Consider the following 17,166-nt stretch of genomic DNA (forward strand, 5'->3'; position numbering starts at 1 on the left):
CACGAACCTAGCGGTTAAAGGATAAATAAGATTGTAAAAACTGCTCAAAATCTTCCAAACCACAAAAAGCTAAACTTTCTTCATCATAATAATGCAAATCTTGCTCAAGTTCTTGTTGCTCATCAATAGAAAGATTATTCGCACGCACCATCACTTCATCCGCGCTGATAAATACACTGTATTCTGCACCGAGCAATTTAAAATCCTGCATTGGTGCTTGACGTGCTTGATGGATAAGAGAAAGTGCGGTGGAAATTAGCTGAGAATTTGACCGCACTTCTGTATTTAGCCAATTTGCCAAAGCTTCGTGTCCCATTGAACATTTGGCTGAAATTTGTCCGCCTTGGGCAAAAAATTGATAATCCATTTTGCGATTGCGTTAGATGCTGAAAGATGAACCGCAACCACAAGTGGTTGTAGCGTTAGGGTTATTTACCACAAAACGCGAGCCTTCCAGCCCTTCGGTATAATCCACCGTGCCACCAATCAAATACTGTAAACTCATTGGATCAATCACTAACTGCACGCCAGAATTCTCAATGGTGAGATCCCCTTCGTTTACTTTTTCATCAAAAGTAAAGCCATATTGGAAACCACTACAACCGCCGCCTGTGATATAAACGCGTAATTTAAGCTCGCTATTTTCTTCTTCTGTAATCAAGGCTTTTACTTTATTGGCAGCCGCATCAGTAAAAGTTAAAGGGATTGCCATATCTGTCATAATTTATCTCGCTTATATCCTTGTAAATTTTAAATTGGCTATTATCTAATAACCAAGTAAACCATTCAAGAATTTATCAAGGATTTTTCAATAGAAAGCTGATAAAATACCGTACGAATTTTTGTCAAGGAGAAGTTATGGCAATTCCAATTAGAACAGAACAAGAAATCGAAAAACTGCGCGAAGCCTGTAAATTGGCTTCAGATGTATTAGTAATGATCGAACCCTATGTGAAAGCAGGTGTTACCACAGGGGAATTAGATCGTATTTGCCACGAGTATATGGTGGAACAGCAAAAAGTGATCCCTGCTTGCTTAGGCTATCACGATTTCCCGAAAGCCACTTGTATATCCATTAACGAAGTGGTGTGCCACGGCATTCCAAGTGATGGTAAACAGCTAAAAAATGGTGATATTGTGAACATTGATGTTACCGTGATCAAAGATGGCTACTACGGCGATAATTCCAAAATGTTTATCGTTGGTGAACCAAGCATTCGCAGCAAAAAATTAGTCGACGCGACCCAAGAAGCTCTATACATCGGTTTACGCACGGTCAAACCGGGAATTCGCTTAAGAGAAATCGGCAGAGCAATCCAAAAATATGCGGAATCGCAAGGCTTTAGCGTGGTGCGTGAATATTGCGGACACGGTATCGGTACCGAGTTTCACAACGATCCACAAGTGCTACATTATGACGGCGATGACGGCGGCGTGATCCTAAAAGAAGGAATGGTGTTCACCATTGAGCCGATGATCAACGCCGGCAAACGTGAAGTGCGTTTAATGGGCGATGGTTGGACGGTCAAAACCAAAGATCGCAGCCACTCTGCACAATTTGAACACCAAATTGTCGTTACCGCCAACGGCTGTGAAGTGATGACTATCCGTGAGGAAGAGGAAAAAGCAGGACGCATTCAGCGTTTTATGGTGAATGCGTAATCTCTCTAGCCCTCTCTTTAAAAGATGGGGAATTTTCAAGCAAAAATAAATAAAGTGCGGTAAAAAATAACAACGTTTTCTACCGCACTTTATCTTGCAAAAAGCCTGAATAGTCCAAAAAGGAATTAATCGGAAATGTTTACTTACGCCTCTGCCACCCCACTCACCATTCAGTCTATCAAGCAGCAAAAAGAGCAACTGAAAAGTCTTGAGCTTGCTGAGTTCCAACAATCTTCCGTCTATCAATTACTCGAAAATCGTACAACATTTTATGATGATTTATTGCAACATCTTTGGTTACATTGTCAACTGAATCAACATTCAGATCTTAGCCTCATTGCGGTAGGTGGATATGGGCGCAGGGAAATGTTCCCTTTGTCTGATTTGGATTTTTTGATTTTGACACAATCGCAACCGAGTGAAGAAACGAAACAACAAATCCGTCAATTTGTGCAATTTTTATGGGATTGCGGTTTTGAAGTGGGGCATTCCGTTCGCACGTTGGCAGAATGCGAACAAGCAGGGCAAGAAGATATTTCTATCGCCACCAATTTACTTGAAAGCCGTTATTTATGTGGCAATCAAAAATTATTTGAAAAACTCACCGCACTTTTAAGGCAACCTGATTTTTGGCGTTTGGCGGATTTTTATCAAGCCAAAATTGCGGAAAAAAATATTCGCTATCAACGCTATAATAACACCGGTTATAATCTTGAGCCTGATATAAAATATAGCCCTGGAGGTTTGCGCGATCTGCATTTGCTGTATTGGCTTGCCTTACGCCACACTGGAGCAAAAAACTTGCAAGATATTTTGCAAACAGGCTTTATTTATCCTGAAGAATATGATTTATTACAAGAAAAACAACAATTTCTCTTTAAGGTGCGGTTTGCTTTACATTTGATTTTAAAACGTTACGACAACCGATTACTATTTGATCGTCAGGTAAAAGTAAGTGAATTACTTGGCTATCAAGGAGAAGGCAATCAAGCGGTAGAAAAAATGATGAAAGCCTTTTTTCAAGCCTTACAAACTATTGCCACACTTACCCACATTTTAACCAAGCATTATCGTGAACATTTTATCGACAAGCCAAGCCAGCAAACCTGTTTCCCGCTCGATCACCATTTTCACCTTGCCAATAATGCGATTTGCTTAACGCAGACAGATTGTTTTCAGCAACAGCCAAACAGTATGCTAGATTTGTTTTTCTATCTTACACAATATCCAACGGCGGAAATTCATTCCAGCACGTTACGCCAATTAATCCGCACGATAGAAACATTTAGCGGCTATTTAAGCGAAAATGTGCAAGGTAGAGCAAAATTTTTACGTTTATTTGAACAGCCCCATTGCGTACAACGAGCTTTTTTGCCAATGCACCAATACGGTGTGTTACGCATTTATTTACCGCAATGGCAGCACATTGAAGGACTGATGCAATTTGATTTATTTCATAGTTATAGCGTTGATGAACATAGCCTGCGCGTAATGCAAAAATTAGAAAGCTTCACCCAACCAGAAAGCCAAACAATGCACCCTATCTGCTATGGTATTTTTTCGCGATTATCACAGCGCACTTTGCTTTATCTCGCAGGATTATTCCACGATATTGCCAAAGGTCGTGGTGGCGATCACGCCCAACTTGGCGCACAAGATATCGCAGATTTTGCTGATTTACACGGCTTTCCAAGCCAAGATAGCGAATTAATGCAATGGCTCGTGGCACAACATTTATTGATGTCCGTCACGGCACAACGACGCGATATTGACGATCCCAATATTGTCCTTGCCTTTGCTGAAGAAGTGAAAACCCAACAACGCCTTGATTTGCTTACTTGTTTAACCGTGGCAGATATTTGTGCGACCAACGAAACCCTTTGGAATAGCTGGAAACAATCTTTATTAACAAGGCTTTATCAATCTACCACGGCACAATTTAATTTAGGAATGGCCAGCTTGTTGGATAATCAAGATAAAATCGCACAGCATAAACATCAGGCTTTGACCTTATTACAAAAAGCCCTGCCTGCTCTTCCACAAGACGCCATTCAACAAGTATGGCAGACTTTCCCACAAGATTATTTTTTACGCAACAATCCACAACAAATTTGCTGGCACACCGGGCTAATTGTCGAAAATCGACAACAAAGTGCGGGGCAAAATGTGATAAAAATTAGCAACCGTTTTTCCGCAGGTGGCACGGAAGTGTTTATTCATTGTGAAGATCAAGCCAACTTGTTCCATAAAGTGGTGAGTACCATTGGTGCGAAATGTTTTAGTATTCACGATGCGCAAATTCTTACCGCAGAAGACGGTAAGGTATTCGATAGTTTCATCATCACAGAATTAGATGGATCACTGGTAAAATACGAACGGCGCAGAGGATTAGAACAAGCTTTACAAAAAGTATTAAGCACAGGAAAAACACCTGTTACTACTGGCACAATCAAGAACGCTCAACTTAAGCCTTTCAGTGTAAAAACTGAAGTACGCTTTTTGTATTTAGATAACATTATGCATACAGAAATGGAATTATTTACGCTTGATCAAGCTGGTCTTTTAGTAAAAATTAGCCAAATTTTCACCGCACTAGGGCTTAATATTCAGAATGCAAAAATCACCACCATTGGTGAAAAAGCCGAAGATTTCTTTATTTTAACCAATCGCGAAGGAAAGGCGTTATCGGAACAAGAAAGATTGCAATTAAGTGAGCAATTGATTAAAAATTTAGAATGATGGCTATATTTTAAACGCGTTTAGCCGTACAATTAATAGCTCAGTTCATTTTCAATAAAGGAAAAATATAACGATGCAATTTTTAAAAAAACTCAGTTTTTTATTAGCAAAATTCACCGCTCTTTTTATTATCGTGCTAGCGTTAATCACCTTTTATAAACCTGAATTATTCACTTGGGTAAAAGGTGACACACAGGTATTCATCATCAGCATTATTATGCTTTCAATGGGAATGACCTTAGGTAAAAAAGATTACCAAGTATTGGCGCAACGCCCGTTAGATATTCTGATTGGTACAGTTGTGCAATATACCGTAATGCCTTTTGTAGCGATTGCTATTGCAAAAAGTTTTGATCTTTCTCCCGCACTCACCCTTGGTTTGGTATTAGTCGGCTCTTGTCCTGGCGGGGTGGCATCTAACATTATGACTTTCCTATGTAAAGGTGATGTGGCATTTTCAGTAGGGATGACCACCGTTTCAACTTTGCTCGCACCAGTAATGACGCCATTATTGCTAAATTATTTAGTTGGCCAAAGCGTGGAAATGAACGGCTGGGCAATGTTTAAATTTATGCTTTTAGTAACCGTGTTGCCTGTGGCGGTAGGATCGATTTTAAACATCACCTTACATCGCAAACAATGGTTCCAAGATATCAAAGCCCTAATGCCAGGTGTAGCCGTGATTAATTTTGCTTTTATTGTGGGTGGCGTGGTCGCTATTTACGGGGATTATTTTTTACAATCAGGTTTGATGATTTTACTTTGCATCGTTGTGCATAATCTTATTGGCTACGCCCTTGGCTATGCTTCAGGCGCTCTATTTGGAATGAGCTTAGCAAAAAAGAAAACCATTTCTTTGGAAGTTGGTGTACAAAATGCAGGCTTGGCCACAGGGTTAAGTATGAAGTTTTTCCCAACTATTCCAGAATCGGCTGTAGTTTGTGCCGTGGCTTGTGTGTGGCACTCCGTAGCTGGTACGGTTTACGCCAACTTCTTATTATGGGTAGATAAATACCGCAAATCTCCGACTTCATTCCAACAGCAGAATGAAGTTTAAAGCGTAGTTATTTTTCGTGAAATTTATTTAGTAAGCTGATAAAAAAGCATCGAACCTTAAACAAAAGGCTCGGTGCTTTTTATTAGCATTGATTTCTCTATTTACGTAAATTTTCTAAGGCTACCGCAATAATGATAATGGCACCACCAATTAACATTGTGAGCGTAGGAACTTGATCAAGCCATAGCCAAGCAATCAATATGGCATAAACAGGCTCAAGAGAAATGATCATAGAAGCAGTTCTAGCACTTAGCACATCAAGGCTAGAAACAAAAAGCGTATAAGCAAAGGTGGTACAGAACAAGCCAATGCAGGCGATCCAAAACCAATCTTGCAACGATACGCTTGGTAATTCGTTAGCATAAAAAGGTAAAAGCACGATAACCCCCACCAAATATTGCCACCAGCTGGCTTGGCTACCTGAAAGTATGCCACGATTTTTGCGGTTTAGCACCGCAAGCAAGCCGTAAATTGCACCTGAAAAAATCCCCCACAATAGGCCTTGTGTGGATTGGTTACCAAATTCAAAAGCAGGCGTAACAAGGATTAAACCTATCGTAATGGCGAGTAATAAGAAAAACTCTCGCCATTTCAACCGCACTTTGAAAATAAACATTTCAAATAAGCACACAAAGGCTGGGAAACTAGCAAAGCCTAGCGTTCCCACTGCCACACCGCCCACTTTTACCGCAATATAAAAGGTGACCCAATGGGCGGTGAGCAAACCGCCTAACATAAATTGTAACAAAATGCCTTGTGTGGAAAGTTTGGTTAAGGGCGTTTTCTTATACAGGAAGAACAGGGAGAGCGCCATCACAGCGATAAAAACACGCCCTAGCACCAACATGCCTGCGCTGCTTTCAATAAGCACGCCTAGCACGCCAGTTAAACCAAATAACACCGCGGTGCTATGCATTTTGAGCAAAGCCAGCTGATATTGTTTGTTCGAGTTTTCCATTTTCCATTTTCCCCTTATCTACCTTGTTATTCTGTATCTTACTATTTTTCGTTACGCCATGTTCATTTCAGCGAACGCCTTATCGGCGGCTTGCAAGGTGCGTTTAATATCTTCATCGCTATGCGCTAAAGACATAAATCCCGCCTCATAAGCGGAAGGGGCAAGATACACACCTTGTTCAAGCATTTTATGGAAAAACTGTTTGAATTTTTCCGCATCACATTTCATCACTTGCTGATAAGTGCTGACTTCAGGCTGATCGGTGAAGAAAATACCAAACATTCCGCCCACATAATTTACGACAAATGGAATGCCGTGTTTATCGGCGAGCGCTTTTAAGCCAAGGGCTAACTTTTCCGTTTGCTCAGCCAAACGCTGTTCATTGCCGGCTTTTTTCAGCTCGGTTAAACAAGCCAGCCCTGCCGCCATTGCGATTGGGTTGCCTGAAAGCGTTCCCGCTTGATAAACAGGGCCGGTTGGCGCGATATATTGCATAATTTCTTTTTTACCACCAAATGCCCCCACTGGCATTCCGCCACCAATCACCTTACCAAGAGTGGTTAAATCAGGGGTTACGTCATAATATTGCTGCGCACCACCTAATGCCACGCGAAAGCCTGTCATCACTTCGTCAATGATTAACAATGCACCGTATTGATCACAAAGTTCACGCAGTTGTTGTAAAAAGCCTGCTTTTGGTGGAATACAATTCATATTACCCGCTACTGGCTCAATGATCACACAAGCAATCTCATCAGGATATTGCTCAAAGGCTTGCTTAACAGAATCAATATTGTTGTATTCACAAGTTAAGGTATGTTTAGCAAAATCTGCTGGCACACCAGGGGAACTCGGCTGACCAAGGGTTAGCGCGCCAGATCCCGCTTTAACCAGCAAACTATCAGAATGGCCGTGATAGCAACCTTCAAATTTGATGATTTTATCCCGTTTGGTATAACCACGCGCCAAACGAATGGCAGACATTGTGGCTTCCGTTCCTGAACTCACCATTCGCACCATTTCGATAGAAGGCACAAGCTGGCAAACCAGCTCCGCCAAGTCAATTTCTAACGGCGTAGGCGCACCAAAGCTCAAGCCTTTTTCTGCGGTTTTTAACACCGCACTTAAAATGGCTGGGTGGTTATGGCCTAAAATCATCGGCCCCCAAGATCCTACATAATCAATATACTGCTTGCCGTCTGCATCAAAAATATAAGCCCCCTCAGCACGATCAATAAATACTGGCGTGCCGCCAACCCCATTGAACGCACGAACAGGGGAATTCACCCCACCGGGGATCACTTTCTGTGCTTGAGAAAAGAAATTTTCTGAATGGTTCATTGCTTGTCCTTTATCTTGTTTAAGAGAGAAATTGAGTAAAATTGTGGGCTATTGTACTGTAAAACTGGGGGCTGCTGATAATTTATTTTACATCTGAGCTGGCGGATATTTTTTGTGAGAACAAGGCGAACGAGATGAAGTTTAGTTATTCTAAACGAACCAAGTTCAACGCAGTTATCACGAAAAATAGCCCCAGCCCCAAAAATTTATAAAAATATTTATGTACGCTTTTGCCTTTATGGTATGCTTTCGCCACTCATTTTTTACTGAAATTATTCATTATGTTGTTGAGTTTTCTGCTCACATTTCTCGGCGCACTGCTTTCTTTATTTGCAATACGCCCGATTGCGCAAAAAATCGGTTTAGTGGATAAACCAAATTACCGCAAACGCCACAAAGGGGCAATCCCCCTAATTGGGGGCATTTCGCTATTTATCGGTAACTGTGTATTCTATTTTCTAGAATGGGATCAAATGCGTCTGCCAGCCCTATACCTTTTCAGCATATTTGTGCTGTTAGCCATCGGGATTTTAGACGACCGCTTTGACATCAGCCCTTTTATTCGCGCAGGAATCCAAGCATTTTTAGCGATTTTAATGATCGATATGGGCAACATTTATCTCGATCATCTTGGGCAAATTTTAGGTCCGTTCCAATTAACACTCGGCTCAATTGGCTTGATGATTACCGTGTTCGCCACCATCGCAGTGATCAACGCGTTCAATATGATAGATGGCATAGACGGCTTGCTCGGTGGCTTATCCAGCGTGGCTTTTGGTGCAATCGGCATCTTACTCGTGTTAGATAAGCAAATGGATCTCGCCTATTGGAGCTTTGCCTTAATTATTAGTATTTTGCCTTATTTAATGCTCAATCTCGGCATTCCTTTTGGCACAAGATTTAAGGTTTTTATGGGCGATGCTGGTAGCACACTGATCGGCTTTACCATTATTTGGATCTTGCTACTTAGCACGCAAGGCAAAGGTCACCCAATGAATCCAATCACCGCCTTATGGATTATCGCTATCCCCGTGATTGATATGATCGCCATTATTTACCGCCGCTTGCGCAAAGGCAAAAGCCCATTCCGCCCAGATAGGTTGCATATTCACCATTTAATGGTGCGCGCTGGGCTAAGCTCACGTCAAGCCTTTTTATTAATCACCTTTATCGCCGCACTTTGTGCAGGTTTTGGAATTTTAGGCGAGATCTATTACATCAATGAATGGATAATGTTTGCCGCTTTTATTCTGCTATTTTTCATTTATGTTTTTTCTATTGGCAGAGCATGGCGCATCACCCGTTGGATAAGGCGAAAAAAACGCCGTGAACAACGGCTGCCGAAATAAGGATAAGCCTAACTATTCAGCAAGTATCAAGCCTAGTAAAATATAAAATAAAACGCACCGCACTTTCTTTAATCCCCGTAAAACGGGGTTGTTTTTAAGCTATCCTATCGGTGTCTGACACTTCACATGCTGCTCAATAGGCATGTGAAAAGATTTATAACGGTACAATAACTCTATGGCTACCCATTAAAAAGATCTGTATATTCTTTTTCTTGATTCCTTTATATAGTGAACAGTTTCGCTTTTAATCCTATTTTAGTTATAAGATACCCTTTTTTCATGACTCTACTTGTACGTTAAATTCGCATACTTTTCAAATATGATTAATCATAATTTTCCTTTTGAATACTACATAAAGCTTGAGACTGCCCATTTAGGCCGAATTGTAACCACATATGGATATGATCTTTCATTACATACATTTCTATTATTTTCAAATTTTTATAAGTACATAATTATCTTAATATATCTCTCGTAATTTTCCATAAATGCCCCTTTCTCTATATTTGAGAATAAAAACTATATGATACTTACAGTTCGATCTTGTGATAGGCTTGAATTCTCATTGGGTTTATTGACTGTAATCTATCCGCTTATATTTTGAATTTTGGTTGTCAGCTTCATGCATTATGTATGCGTAATTTTGGCTTTCTATCATCTAAGTTCTGATTCCAAATGCCTAACATATAATTATTATAGACAAACAAAGTTTTCTTCTAACCACAAAAAAAACCGCAGGTTAACGTGCGGTTTTTTTTTGCCTAAAAATTAGACTTTCAACTTTTGCTTAACTTCAGACTCGTCTTACTTGTTAACACGTTTACACCAGAAAGCCGTAAGAATTGGCACGACAATTGAGGTAACCACAACAGATGTAGCAACAAGTGCGGTTGCAGCAGGTGCCACCGGAGCAAAGGCTGGTACCATGCCGGCAATGATAACAGGGTTAGCTACAGCTGCACCAGCGGTGCTTGATGCAGCAAGACCAGCTCCACCGTTGCCGCCTGCAATAAATTTATCGGCTAAGATAAGTGGAATACCAGTGATGACCACCACGCCTAATCCTAAGAATATGCCTAGCAAACCAGTATCGAGTACAACCGCAAGGTTGATGGTGTTACCCAACGCATAACCAAAGAATGGAATCATCAACATAGTGCCTTGACTAAAGAACGCTTTGCATTCTTTATCCAAATTACCGAGTGCGAAACCAATTAAAAATGGCAACACGGCACCAACGAACAAATGCGGTTCGAATTGCGCTACACCAGTTGTACCGAGGATCATCATGGTCACCAATGGACCGGATTCAATTGACATTAAGACGAAAGCTCCAGCCTCTTCTTTCGAGCCGTATTGTGCCATCAACGAAGCATAAAGACCGCCGTTGGTCATATCCATTGCGGTGACGATTGCCAAGGTGGAAAGTCCTGCAAAAAAGCCCGTCTCAATCATGCCACCAGGGATAAATTTCACACATAGCATACCAACAATCCAAGCCACGGCTATTTTGGTTACCAACAATGTGCCTGATTTGCGGATCACGGTGCCAGTAGCTCGCAAGTCAATGCTAGCTCCCATACAAAAGAACCACACAGACAAAATAGGCACAGTGCCGTGAATCAAACCATTGGTAAATGAGCCAAAATATTGCCCTGCATTTGGCGCGAAAGTGTTTGTCAATGCTCCAAGTAACAATGGAATGAGCATCAAGCCACCTGGAAAGCGTTGTACTACTTGCATAATTTTCATAATAGCATCCTTATATAATGATTAACGTAATTCATTGATATTGAGATTATCCATATCATCAAAAGCTTTGTTTTCGCCACCCATAGCCCAGATAAAGCTGTAGTTAGCTGTGCCAGCACCGCAGTGAATGCTCCAAGATGGACTAATGATAGCCTCTTCGTTTTGCATCACAATATGGCGAGTTTCCGTTGGTTGCCCCATGATGTGGAACACAGCATTGTCTTGTGGTACTTCAAAGTAAAAATAAATTTCCATACGACGCTCGTGGGTATGACAAGGCATTGAGTTCCACACGCTACCTGGTTTGAGTTGGGTCAACCCCATTGAAAGCTGACAAGTTTCCAACACCTCTGGGTGAATGAATTGATTGATCACACGGTCATTTGCGGTTTCCATTGCCCCCATCGGGCGTTTGTTAGCATTTTCCATTGGAATAAAGGTGGTTTTACATGGTTTATGTGCAGGTGCTGAAATCATGTAGAATTTAGCTGGTTTATCCACATTTTTGCTACTGAAAGTCACATTTTTTGTGCCCATAGTGATATATAAACAATCGGTGTAAGCCATTTCAAAGGTTTGATCATCGGCTTCGATTACACCATCTCCCCCCACATTAAAAACACCGATCTCACGACGCTCTAAAAAGTAGTGAGTTCCGAAGGTGTGCCAAATATCGAGACCTTTTTCAAGAGAGACTTTTTCTTTCACTGGCATGCAACCTACTATCACCATACGGTCAACGTGGCTATAAACGGTGGTGAGTTCGTCAGCGCGGAAGAGGTTTTGCACCAAAAATTCGTTGCGCACTTCCTCTGTGGTGTAGCGTTTGAAATCATTTGGATTAACACTATAACGAGTATCCATAACATTCTCCTAAATTAAGCAGGCTCACAGTGAGCCTCGAGTTATTAATTTGCAATCAAGATAGTGCTCAACGTGCTTATCTCGGCCTTGAATCCTTTCGATTAAACACAGGGCACTTTGTTTGCCCATCTCAAAAGTGGGCTGCTCAAGCACGGTCATACCAGGGCCGGTCAGCTCCATCCAAGGCCAGTTGTCGACACCACACACCCCAATATCTTGCCCGATGCGTAAGTTGTGATGTTTCATAAAGGCCACAATATACTGCAACACCATGCCATTGGCGGCAAGAAATGCGATTTTTTCGCCCTTGTGAGCTTCCCAAAAGCCAAGACATTGGGCACACAACGTCGCTTTATCATTGAACTCCAACACAGTCGCATTTTGTCCACGCATAACTTGATGTGCCACAAACACATCGCGCACAATTCGCCGCGTTTGGTTGGTACCAATGGCTAATGTCACTAGTGCAATACGGGTGTACCCTTTACTGTAGGCAAAGCTCAACATCTTATTGAGTCCTTGCTTGAGGTTAGAGCTGACAATATCGCAATTGACGCCGTGGAGCGGTCGGTCAGCGAGCACAATCGGTGTCAGAGTCTGATTAACCTGCGCGAGATACTCTACATTTTCACCCGTGGCGTTGACAATCAAGCCTTCAACAGATTTGGCGATCATTGATTCAATATAACGCTGCTCTTTTTCTACGTTATCTCCAGTGGTAGCCAAGATGGCAGTATAGCCATGGCGCTCGCACTCATCGATGATCCCACTGTATAAAATCGAGGAAAAGGGGCTTTGAATGTCAGACACCAACACGCCGATCAGATGGCTTTTCTGTAATCTTAAGTTGCGCGCCATTTGGTTGGGTTTGTAGCCTGCGTTGGCTATCACCTCAGCGATTTTTTTCTTGGTCTGCACCGACATGCTGTCATATTTACCATTGAGATAACGTGAAATGGTGGTTTTGGAAAGACCCGTTTGCAGGGCTATATCCGCCATCGTGATTTTTCTCATCTCCCCTCCCCGTAAAATCAATTTACGAAATCGATTAACTAGAGCAAATATTAGCCGTTTAAAATTTGAAACACAATTCCTATTTATCTGAAAAATTGATCCAAAACAAAAAAATAACGTTTTTATTTAATCCTTTATAATTCTAGGTGTTAATTACGATTTAAGATCACGAGATAAAGGATCAAAAGCATAATGGCCACACTGATGCTAAATATATTCTTTAACGTACTCTATCTCTGTGGCTATACTATGGTACTACAGTCTGGCAGGGAAAACGCCCTCTCGATAAATGGGCTGGGTGGATAACATATGGTAATTCTAGGAAAATAAAGTTGTCGATAATTAAAAAGGCTTGGAATAATTCCAAGCCTTGCATCTTTTCAGAATAAAAAATCTTATAGATTAATTTTTTTCTCGAAACGTTCTGCTGCATAATCCCAGTTCACGACATTCCAGAACTCTTTAATGTAATCCGGACGGCGGTTTTGGAATTTTAAGTAGTAAGCGTGCTCCCACACATCTAAACCAAGGATAGGATACCCTTCACAACCTGCAATTTCTTTCCCCATTAATGGGCTGTCTTGATTTGCGGTTGAAACCACTTCTAATTTACCATTATTTAACACTAACCACGCCCAGCCTGAACCAAAACGAGTTGCTGCTGCTTTTTCAAACTCTGCCTTAAATGCGTCCACAGAACCAAAATCACGCTCAATCGCCTCTTTTAACGCACCTTGTAGTGTTGTGCCTTTTTTCAATGATTTCCAAAAAAGAGAATGGTTTGCGTGTCCACCTGCATTGTTACGCAACACGCCACGTTTGTCCGCAGGTAATTTATTTAAATTAGAAACTAACTCACCCGGGCACATTGCTAAAAACTCATCAGATAAACCTTCTAATGCAGCATTAGCGTTATTCACATAAGCTTGGTGATGTTTAGAGTGGTGAATTTCCATTGTTTGTGCATCAAAATGCGGTTCTAACGCATCGTAAGCGTAACCTAATTCTGGTAATGTATAAGCCATAATTTTTAATCCTTATTCAATTGTAACGAAAAATCCAAACTAACAAGATTTAGTTAGATATTCTAGCAAAAAATAATACAAAAATCATCACAAAAGCAAAAATTTTGTTAATGAAATGTTTACAAAAGTAAATATGACTAAAGCTCTGCTACAAATAAAAATAAAATAGAAAATATTTTAGTGATCCACCTCACAAAATCAAAAATAGTTGATTGAAATAATATTAAAAATCAAAAATAATTAAGTTAAATGAACAGTGATCAATTATTTTTGAGTTTTCTATGGCAAAACAGGCAACAGAGAGTTTCTCTACTCTACATTATCCATTGAGCATCGTGGATAAATTGATTTTGCGTTCTTATGAACCTGTCTTGGATATGCTCTCACACTTTCTCGGTAAACAGTGTGAAGTAGTATTGCACTCTTTAGAGGATTTACAACATTCTGTGATTAAAATTGTGAATTCCCATTTAACTGGGCGAACGGTGGGGGCCCCTATTACAGACACCGCATTGAGAATGTTGAAACAGCTAAAGGAGCAAGAGACATTTGTTAGTCAAGCCTATTTTACACATACAAAGAGCGGTAAAAAAATGCGTTCAATCACGCAAGCGATTAAAGGGGAAAATGAACGGATTATCGGCTTGCTCTGTGTTAATTTTAATCTAGATGCCCCTCTTAATGAGGTGATGTCTTTCTGGCTCACTTCTTTTGATCAAAATCAGCCGCTTATTCCCTCTCAACACAACAATGAGCATTTCGCAGAGAATATTGAAGATCTGTTTAATCAGACGGTAAAAAATGTCGTGGAGAAAATTGAGCAAGATCCTCATATCAGTACAAGTAATAAAAATAAATTTATTATTGTTGAGCTATATCAACAAGGTTTTTTTGAGCTAAAAGGAGCAATTAAACATTTGGCAAATGTGCTTGGTATCTCAACCCACACGGTCTATATGCACTTGCGCAATTTCAACAAAAATGGAGGTTCATCATAATGAAACTTGGTTTAGAAACAGAATCCTGCCATCTCTTATTTCAGCATAGAAAAATGGATGTGTTTTCTTTTATCCGTAAAACGTGGGAGCTGGGATTAGAAGGTGTTGAACTCAATATTATTCCCGATCTGAATTTACACCCAGAGTTTGGTGTGCTTGATGGTGATGAAAAACGCTACCTACACCGTATTCGAGAAGCCATTGAGCAATATAATTTATATTGTGAAATTGATACTCGTTTTTGTGAAAAAGCTGCTTTAGCTAAGGCTCTCGTTATTGCTAATGAGCTAGGCGCAGATGTGGTGCGAACTTATGTCAGCAATGGAAAATTTAATCCTGAACGAATGAAAAAAGCCCCTGAAAATCTACGAGAAATCGTACCGCTCTTAAAGAAATATCGTATCCAATTGGCATTAGAAAACCACGAGCACGAAACCTCTGCGGAAATTATTCAAATTATCAAAGCCGTTGATAGTATTTGGGTTGGTGCACATTGTGATATTGGTAATGCAATGATGGCGTGGGAAGATCCTGTTGAAGCCGTAAAAGCTCTTGCTCCTTATACTTATTCCACTCATTTTAAAGACCATATTGTTACGCTACACGATGATACGCCTGTGGTATGTGGTGTCCCTATTGGGCAAGGTAGTATTGATGTAGATGAATGTTTTCGACTTTTGGTTGAGCATTCCCCAGTAAAACGGATCAATATCGAAAATTGCTATCCATATTGTGCGCCCTTTGCTCGCCCACAAGGAACGGGAGGAGTGGATCAATTTACTGGTGCCTTCGCCATTAAGCCTACAATTTTTCCAGCATCACTGATCAAACCACTGGATTATTATTATCCACATAATATTTCAGCCGAAGCACTTGCTCAATTAACACAAGCACAAATAGAAGCGTTAAAAATCTCACGAGATAAATTAATTGAACTACGGCATAAATATTGTCAATAGCAGGGAATTGCGCATAACTGAATTTTAAACACGACCAACATTAAATAGTAGGAACACAGTGTTGGAAATTTTAACACTATTTAATCACTTTCATCATTTTAGTCAAAGTGCTTTAACAAATATGAGAAATAAATAATGATTTATTGAGGAGAAAACAATGAAGAAAACAACCGCACTTTTTGCTAATAAATGGGTTCAACTAGGTTTTCTAGTGCTAGGTGGTGGTACCATTTATAAATTATCCAGTATTAAAGACGTCTTTTATGTGCCAATGCAACAAGATTGGGGCTTAACCAATACTGAAATTGGATTAGGCTTTACTTATTATGCTATTGTGCAAACCATTGGCTACTTTTTTTCTATGTACCTTGCTGATCGCTTTTCCAAAAAATATTTGCTCCCCGCTGGTTTAATTGGGGTAGCCTTGTGTGGCGCTTATTTAGCCACGCTGCCTTCTTTTCTTGGCTATGTTTGTGCTTTTGCGGGGCTGGCTTTATTTGGTGAGGTAGTCTATTGGCCCGTGCTACTGAAAGCTGTCCGCCTGCTTGGTACAAAAGAAGAACAAGGTCGCTTATTTGGCTTTTTAGAAGCTGGTCGAGGCATTGTTGATGTAATCGTAGCTTCAGGTGCATTAGGCGTTTTTGTCTTATTTGGTGAAGGCAAAGCAGGTATGCAAGCGGGTATTATTTACTATACTATTGTTACCGCAGCAGTAGGGATTATTACCTATTTCTTAGTGGATAACGATGATCAGATCGTTTTATCCGAGCAAGATCAATCTGCCGATGCCAAAGTATTCTCTGGTATCCTACACGTTATTAAAGATCTCAATACTTGGCTTGCTGCCTTAGTGATTTTCTTTGTCTATTCAACTTATACAGGGTTAACCTATTTCATTCCATTCTTAAAAGATATTTATGGTCTGCCTGTTGCTTTAGTCGGTGCTTATGGGATCATTAATCAATATGGCTTAAAAATGGTAGGTGGGCCAGTTGGTGGTTTCTTATCAGATAAAGTATTCCACTCCCCATTAAAATACCTACGTTTCGCCTTCCTCGTTGCGGTAATTGGAATGCTCTTATTCATTCAACTACCACACGAATCAATGAATGTTTATCTTGGAATGACCGCCACACTTGGCTTTGGTGCAATTATTTTCACCCAAAGAGCGGTCTTTTTTGCCCCAATGGAAGAAGTGGGCGCAGGGCGAGAATACGCAGGCTCATCAATGGCATTAGGTTGCCTAATCGGCTATATGCCATCTATGTTTGGCTATACCCTATATGGCTATATCCTTGATAACTATTCAGGTATCAGCGGTTATAACAAAGTTTTCTATATTATGGCATTATTTAGCTTACTTGGTTTTGTTTGTGCAAGCTGGTTAGTTAAACGCATCAAAAATTAATCACACTTACAAAATAAAATAGGCTGAATAAAATCAGCCT

Annotated in this window: 15 protein-coding genes and 1 pseudogene; 7 read left to right on the plus strand and 9 right to left on the minus strand. The window is 40.5% G+C overall.

Annotation, left to right across the window (positions count from 1 at the left end):
• Nucleotides 1–7: 7 nt before the first annotated feature.
• Nucleotides 8–367 carry a YacL family protein gene (locus tag L5B71_RS04125; protein WP_265757123.1) on the minus strand — a complete coding sequence of 120 codons (360 nt, stop codon included), beginning with the start codon at nucleotides 365–367 and terminating at the stop codon, nucleotides 8–10.
• A 12-nt stretch (nucleotides 368–379) separates the two neighbouring features.
• Entirely contained in the window at nucleotides 380–721 is a 342-nt protein-coding gene (erpA, locus tag L5B71_RS04130) for an iron-sulfur cluster insertion protein ErpA (protein ID WP_103854093.1), read from the minus strand.
• A 137-nt stretch (nucleotides 722–858) separates the two neighbouring features.
• On the opposite strand from erpA, the gene map reads away from it, so the two are divergent.
• From map to L5B71_RS04145, 3 genes are all read left to right on the plus strand, one after another.
• Nucleotides 859–1,662 (plus strand): type I methionyl aminopeptidase, encoded by an 804-nt coding sequence (gene map / locus L5B71_RS04135; RefSeq protein WP_265757124.1) that lies wholly within the window; start codon nucleotides 859–861, stop codon nucleotides 1,660–1,662.
• A gap of 135 nt (nucleotides 1,663–1,797) precedes the next feature.
• Nucleotides 1,798–4,401: a bifunctional uridylyltransferase/uridylyl-removing protein GlnD gene (gene glnD, locus L5B71_RS04140; RefSeq protein WP_265757125.1), complete on the plus strand. Its 2,604-nt coding sequence runs from the start codon at nucleotides 1,798–1,800 to the stop codon at nucleotides 4,399–4,401.
• Nucleotides 4,402–4,474: 73 nt separating this feature from the next.
• Complete coding sequence (locus L5B71_RS04145) at nucleotides 4,475–5,458, plus strand: bile acid:sodium symporter family protein (RefSeq protein WP_265757126.1); 984 nt, start codon at nucleotides 4,475–4,477, stop codon at nucleotides 5,456–5,458.
• A gap of 97 nt (nucleotides 5,459–5,555) precedes the next feature.
• On the opposite strand, the gene L5B71_RS04150 is transcribed toward L5B71_RS04145, so the two are convergent.
• A complete protein-coding gene (locus L5B71_RS04150; RefSeq protein ID WP_265757127.1) occupies nucleotides 5,556–6,416 on the minus strand; it encodes a DMT family transporter in 861 nt (286 codons plus the stop codon).
• Nucleotides 6,417–6,467: 51 nt separating this feature from the next.
• Entirely contained in the window at nucleotides 6,468–7,757 is a 1,290-nt protein-coding gene (gene hemL, locus L5B71_RS04155) for a glutamate-1-semialdehyde 2,1-aminomutase (RefSeq protein ID WP_265757128.1), read from the minus strand.
• A 281-nt stretch (nucleotides 7,758–8,038) separates the two neighbouring features.
• Between hemL and wecA the strand changes: the two genes are divergently transcribed.
• Complete coding sequence (wecA, locus tag L5B71_RS04160) at nucleotides 8,039–9,106, plus strand: UDP-N-acetylglucosamine--undecaprenyl-phosphate N-acetylglucosaminephosphotransferase (protein ID WP_265757129.1); 1,068 nt, start codon at nucleotides 8,039–8,041, stop codon at nucleotides 9,104–9,106.
• A gap of 330 nt (nucleotides 9,107–9,436) precedes the next feature.
• Here wecA and tnpA read toward each other — a convergent pair.
• From tnpA to sodA, 5 genes and pseudogenes are all read right to left on the minus strand, one after another.
• Nucleotides 9,437–9,656, minus strand: a pseudogene (tnpA, locus tag L5B71_RS04165) (IS200/IS605 family transposase); the annotation flags it as partial.
• 254 nt (nucleotides 9,657–9,910) lie between these two features.
• Nucleotides 9,911–10,858 carry a 2-keto-3-deoxygluconate transporter gene (gene kdgT, locus L5B71_RS04170; protein WP_265757130.1) on the minus strand — a complete coding sequence of 316 codons (948 nt, stop codon included), beginning with the start codon at nucleotides 10,856–10,858 and terminating at the stop codon, nucleotides 9,911–9,913.
• A 21-nt stretch (nucleotides 10,859–10,879) separates the two neighbouring features.
• Nucleotides 10,880–11,722, minus strand: a complete 843-nt coding sequence (gene kduI / locus L5B71_RS04175) for a 5-dehydro-4-deoxy-D-glucuronate isomerase (protein ID WP_265757131.1) — start codon at nucleotides 11,720–11,722, stop codon at nucleotides 10,880–10,882.
• Between the two features lie 24 nt (nucleotides 11,723–11,746).
• Nucleotides 11,747–12,736, minus strand: a complete 990-nt coding sequence (locus L5B71_RS04180) for a LacI family DNA-binding transcriptional regulator (protein WP_265757132.1) — start codon at nucleotides 12,734–12,736, stop codon at nucleotides 11,747–11,749.
• A gap of 395 nt (nucleotides 12,737–13,131) precedes the next feature.
• On the minus strand, nucleotides 13,132–13,761 hold the full coding sequence (sodA, locus tag L5B71_RS04185) for a superoxide dismutase [Mn] (RefSeq protein WP_265757133.1): 630 nt from the start codon (nucleotides 13,759–13,761) through the stop codon (nucleotides 13,132–13,134).
• A 281-nt stretch (nucleotides 13,762–14,042) separates the two neighbouring features.
• On the opposite strand from sodA, the gene L5B71_RS04190 reads away from it, so the two are divergent.
• The 3 genes from L5B71_RS04190 (at nucleotide 14,043) to L5B71_RS04200 (ending at nucleotide 17,126) form a co-directional block, all read left to right on the plus strand.
• Nucleotides 14,043–14,759 carry a helix-turn-helix transcriptional regulator gene (locus L5B71_RS04190; RefSeq protein ID WP_265757134.1) on the plus strand — a complete coding sequence of 239 codons (717 nt, stop codon included), beginning with the start codon at nucleotides 14,043–14,045 and terminating at the stop codon, nucleotides 14,757–14,759.
• Entirely contained in the window at nucleotides 14,759–15,718 is a 960-nt protein-coding gene (locus tag L5B71_RS04195; RefSeq protein WP_265757135.1) for a sugar phosphate isomerase/epimerase family protein, read from the plus strand. Before L5B71_RS04190 ends, L5B71_RS04195 begins: the two co-directional genes overlap by 1 nt.
• A 157-nt stretch (nucleotides 15,719–15,875) precedes the next feature.
• On the plus strand, nucleotides 15,876–17,126 hold the full coding sequence (locus L5B71_RS04200; protein ID WP_265757136.1) for an MFS transporter: 1,251 nt from the start codon (nucleotides 15,876–15,878) through the stop codon (nucleotides 17,124–17,126).
• The last annotated feature ends 40 nt before the right edge of the window (nucleotides 17,127–17,166 follow it).

The sequence above is a fragment of the Avibacterium sp. 21-586 genome, assembly GCF_026226775.1.
Taxonomy (GTDB): Bacteria; Pseudomonadota; Gammaproteobacteria; order Enterobacterales; family Pasteurellaceae; genus Avibacterium.

Excerpts from the sequence above, each read along its gene's own strand:
- L5B71_RS04125 (WP_265757123.1), bottom strand. The coding sequence starts at position 367 with ATGGATTATCAATTTTTTGCCCAAGGCGGACAAATTTCAGCCAAATGT.
- erpA (WP_103854093.1), bottom strand. The coding sequence starts at position 721 with ATGACAGATATGGCAATCCCTTTAACTTTTACTGATGCGGCTGCCAAT.
- map (WP_265757124.1), top strand. The coding sequence starts at position 859 with ATGGCAATTCCAATTAGAACAGAACAAGAAATCGAAAAACTGCGCGAA.
- glnD (WP_265757125.1), top strand. The coding sequence starts at position 1,798 with ATGTTTACTTACGCCTCTGCCACCCCACTCACCATTCAGTCTATCAAG.
- L5B71_RS04145 (WP_265757126.1), top strand. The coding sequence starts at position 4,475 with ATGCAATTTTTAAAAAAACTCAGTTTTTTATTAGCAAAATTCACCGCT.
- L5B71_RS04150 (WP_265757127.1), bottom strand. The coding sequence starts at position 6,416 with ATGGAAAACTCGAACAAACAATATCAGCTGGCTTTGCTCAAAATGCAT.
- hemL (WP_265757128.1), bottom strand. The coding sequence starts at position 7,757 with ATGAACCATTCAGAAAATTTCTTTTCTCAAGCACAGAAAGTGATCCCC.
- wecA (WP_265757129.1), top strand. The coding sequence starts at position 8,039 with ATGTTGTTGAGTTTTCTGCTCACATTTCTCGGCGCACTGCTTTCTTTA.
- kdgT (WP_265757130.1), bottom strand. The coding sequence starts at position 10,858 with ATGAAAATTATGCAAGTAGTACAACGCTTTCCAGGTGGCTTGATGCTC.
- kduI (WP_265757131.1), bottom strand. The coding sequence starts at position 11,722 with ATGGATACTCGTTATAGTGTTAATCCAAATGATTTCAAACGCTACACC.
- L5B71_RS04180 (WP_265757132.1), bottom strand. The coding sequence starts at position 12,736 with ATGAGAAAAATCACGATGGCGGATATAGCCCTGCAAACGGGTCTTTCC.
- sodA (WP_265757133.1), bottom strand. The coding sequence starts at position 13,761 with ATGGCTTATACATTACCAGAATTAGGTTACGCTTACGATGCGTTAGAA.
- L5B71_RS04190 (WP_265757134.1), top strand. The coding sequence starts at position 14,043 with ATGGCAAAACAGGCAACAGAGAGTTTCTCTACTCTACATTATCCATTG.
- L5B71_RS04195 (WP_265757135.1), top strand. The coding sequence starts at position 14,759 with ATGAAACTTGGTTTAGAAACAGAATCCTGCCATCTCTTATTTCAGCAT.
- L5B71_RS04200 (WP_265757136.1), top strand. The coding sequence starts at position 15,876 with ATGAAGAAAACAACCGCACTTTTTGCTAATAAATGGGTTCAACTAGGT.